This window comes from Synechococcus sp. B60.1 (assembly GCF_047462555.1).
Lineage (GTDB): Bacteria > Cyanobacteriota > Cyanobacteriia > Thermostichales > Thermostichaceae > Thermostichus.
The window spans coordinates 7,483-10,787 of record NZ_JANSJN010000096.1; the positions used below are offsets into that span (position 1 = coordinate 7,483).

General features: G+C 61.4%; 3 protein-coding genes and 1 tRNA gene. All 4 read right to left on the reverse strand.

Annotation, left to right across the window (positions count from 1 at the left end; genetic code table 11):
• Nucleotides 1-485 (reverse strand): iron uptake porin (locus tag NW863_RS10510; protein WP_414366220.1); only part of this gene is annotated, 485 nt, incomplete at its 3' end.
• A gap of 281 nt (nt 486-766) precedes the next feature.
• Nucleotides 767-838, reverse strand: a tRNA-Val gene (locus NW863_RS10515).
• Between the two features lie 34 nt (nt 839-872).
• On the reverse strand, nt 873-2,036 hold the full coding sequence (locus NW863_RS10520; RefSeq protein ID WP_414366221.1) for a GuaB3 family IMP dehydrogenase-related protein: 1,164 nt from the start codon (nt 2,034-2,036) through the stop codon (nt 873-875).
• Nucleotides 2,037-2,375: 339 nt separating this feature from the next.
• Entirely contained in the window at nt 2,376-3,185 is an 810-nt protein-coding gene (locus tag NW863_RS10525) for a DUF429 domain-containing protein (protein ID WP_414366223.1), read from the reverse strand.
• Nucleotides 3,186-3,305 lie beyond the last annotated feature (120 nt).

The following is a 3,305-nucleotide window of genomic DNA, read 5'->3' on the forward strand; positions in this document are numbered from 1 at the left end:
ATAGCAGTGATCACCTGGGCATTGAGCTTGGTGACTGGGTTGAAGACCTTGCCCTTCAGGTCGTTGATATCAGCCTCCGCTGCCTCGACCCGTCCCCGCAGGGCTGCCAGCTCGGCGGCAAACTCCTCTTGCAGCCGCTGCAGTGTAGCCAAGTCCTCCTTAGAAACCTTGTCGGCCAGGCCGGCGGCAATCAGCTCGTTGATGCGATCCAAGCAGGCATTCATCCCGGCGGCAAACTCATAGCGGGTCATGGCCCGGTTGCCGCGGAAGGTGCGGTCAGGGTAGCCAGCAATACAGCCGTAGCGCTCGACCAGCGATTGCAGTGCCTGGAATGCCCAGTCAGTAGGCTGAACATCGGAAAGCTCAGAGATCGAAGTGACAGGCCCTGTAGCTTGGGCATAGGCCACTCCAGGAGTCAAGACTGCCGCTGCACCCAGGGTGCCAGCCAGCAGCGTTTTCCAGGGATTCGCGTGTTTCGCGGGCATGTTTCTCTCCTTCTTCTTTGTCCTCACACCTGTCTTGGCTGTAGCAGTGTCTTCTCAAAGTAACAAGCTGTCTAACTCGTGAGCGAGCCTGACAATTGCGGACTTTAGAAGAACATAGTACAGCCCCAGTCGATGTCGTCTACCACTTTACACACTTTTTGAGCCAGACTCAATGCGAGACCCAACGGTGGTAGATGATCCAGGCTCCACATTCATTACTCTACCTCAGGGATCCAGCCCTGGCTAGCGAGTGTATCCCAAGCTGCCAGCCTGAATGGGGATGGGCGGTACCGGACTCGAACCAGTGACATCCTGCTTGTAAGGCAGGCGCTCTACCGCTGAGCTAACCGCCCCCTCGGCTCCCTGAGTCTAGCATTTCCTGAGAGACTATTTCCCCATGCCCAGGCTCTGCGCCTTCTGGTACACCTTGCCCTCGGTCAAAAGGGAAGGGGCGATGCAGATCTCCACCTGGTGCATTTCTTTGAGGTTGGCGGCACCCAGGGTGGCCATGCTGGTGCGCAGAGCGCCCCAGAGGTTGTGGGTGCCATCATCCAGGCGGGCAGGGCCGCACAAGATCTCTTCCAGGGTGCCGGTGGATCCCACCCGGATGCGGGTGCCGCGGGGCAAGACCGGGCTGGGGGTGGCCATGCCCCAGTGAAAGCCGCGACCGGGCGCCTCTTGGGCGCGGGCTAGGGGTGATCCAATCATCACAGCATCGGCCCCACAGGCGATGGCTTTGCAGATATCGCCGCCGGTCACCAGGCCGCCGTCGGCAATGATGGGAACGTAGGTGCCGGTTTCGGCCAAGAACTGGTCGCGGGCGGCAGCGCAGTCAGCAATGGCGCTAGCCTGGGGCACCCCTACTCCTAGCACGCCGCGGGAGGTGCAGGCAGCACCGGGGCCAATACCCACCAGCACTCCAGCCGCTCCGGCCTGCATCAGCTCCAGGGCGACGTCATAGGTGACGCAGTTGCCCAGCACCACGGGAATGGTCATGGAGCGGCAGAAGGCGGCCAGATCCAGCTTTTGCATACCCTCAGGCACTTTGTGATGGACGGAAACCACGGTGGCCTGGACGAAAAACAGATCCCCGCCTGCTTCCGCCACTAGGGGGCCGTATTGGGTAGCATGGGCGGGCACACAGCTAGCGGCGGCAATGGCGCCGGCGGCTTTGATCTGGCGGATGCGCTCTTGAATGAGCTCCGGCTTGACGGGTTCACTATAAAGGCGCTGCATCAGGGGGACGAACTCGTCTTTGCCGACCGCAGCAATCTGATCCAGCACCTCGTCGGGATCCGCGTAGCGGGTTTGGATCCCGTCCAGGTTCAGCACGCCCATCGCCCCCAGCTTGGAGAGCAAAATCGCCATCTTGACATCCACCACGCCGTCCATGGCGCTGGCAATGATGGGGATGGGCCGTTGGATCCCTCCCAAGGTGAAGTGGGTGTCCACCAAACTGGGATCCAGAGTTCGCCTGCCCGGCACCAGAGCAATCTCATCCAGCCCGTAAGCGCGTCTTGCCTGCCGGTTGCGGCCCAGTTGTACGTTCATTTGTTTCCCTTCCCTTTGACAGCAGGATCCCCTTCTCTTAATCATGCCGCCAAGAGGTGATTCGAGGCTAGCAAGAGCCCAGTTTTCCCTCCGGTTGAGCTGAATCCGCGGGAAGCCCCGCAGTGTATGGGTGAATTGTGTTGACTCAAGAGCCAATCCGTGTCGGGATGAAAGCCGTTCGTGCTGCAATTGAGAAGAACCAGTTCAATCTCTGGAGAGTTTCCCGCCGTGGGTTGCACGGTGGCAGCACGCTGAGACCTCTGTACCAACAAGTCGGTGAAGCGTAAAGCGCGTACTCTATCTATTCGCGCAGCGTGGCGTAAGCCATGGTGTGTTGACTCAACGAAGATAAGGGTCGGGAGGCGTTGGCAATGACGGGGGTAGGGGTGTGAAGATGTGCCCTTCTTGCAGACTTCCGAAGCTGTGGCAGCGCTGGGATCCCCAGCGAAAGCCGTAGAGGGCGATGTAGGCGCACATCAAGGCATCGACTTGGTCTTCATAGTTTTTGAGTTGGCGGCCCCTGAGGGAGCCCACCTCCACTTGGAGCAGGGGCTCGTGGCCGCGCAGGGCAGGGTCGGCGCTGGCCAAGGCCCGCAGATGTTGCTGGTACAGCCGCCACGCCTGTTCTCGTTGCAGCCAGGTGCGGCGGGGACGCGCCTTGTAGGGGAGGCTGCGGCTGAGGCCAAACAGGCTCACCATGGCGCTGTGGGGGAAGACTTCGGTGATCTGGCGGGCGAGGGATCCCTGCTCGATGCTGGCCTGCTCGCGAAAGCCATAACGCGAGAGGGCGTACACCAGAGCTTCCCCTCGCACTTGGCCGTTTTTTTCCAGGAGCCGGCGGTTGGCCGGGTGGGCGCCGGCGGCATAGGCGCGAAATACTCGGTTCAACTCGGCTTCGGCCCGCCGCTGGCCGCTGAGGTTGGGGACGCGCAAGGGAGCATCCACCGCCACCAGGCAGGGATCCCCTCCGGCTTGGGCTTGGATGTAGTCCACAATTTCCGGGTCGGTTTGCAGGATGCGGCTGTCCAGCAGGCGGCCCGTCAAGGCTTGGGCGTCAGGATTTTCGATCTCGACGTGCAACGTCGCCACCCCGGAGGGGTTGCGGCTTGACCAGGCCAAGTCTAGACCAATGCAGATCAACCGAGCCACACTGCCTTCCCCGGACGTTTGACCGAGGACTCACCCCCAGCCCCTCTCCCAGAGGTGCCCTCACCCCCAGCCCCTCTCCCAGAGGGAGAGGGGCTGTGGCTTATACACATATGACGCTGC

What these genes read in the sequence shown, in the direction of transcription:
- NW863_RS10520 (WP_414366221.1), bottom strand. Translation starts at nt 2,036, where the DNA reads ATGAACGTACAACTGGGCCGCAACCGGCAGGCAAGACGCGCTTACGGG.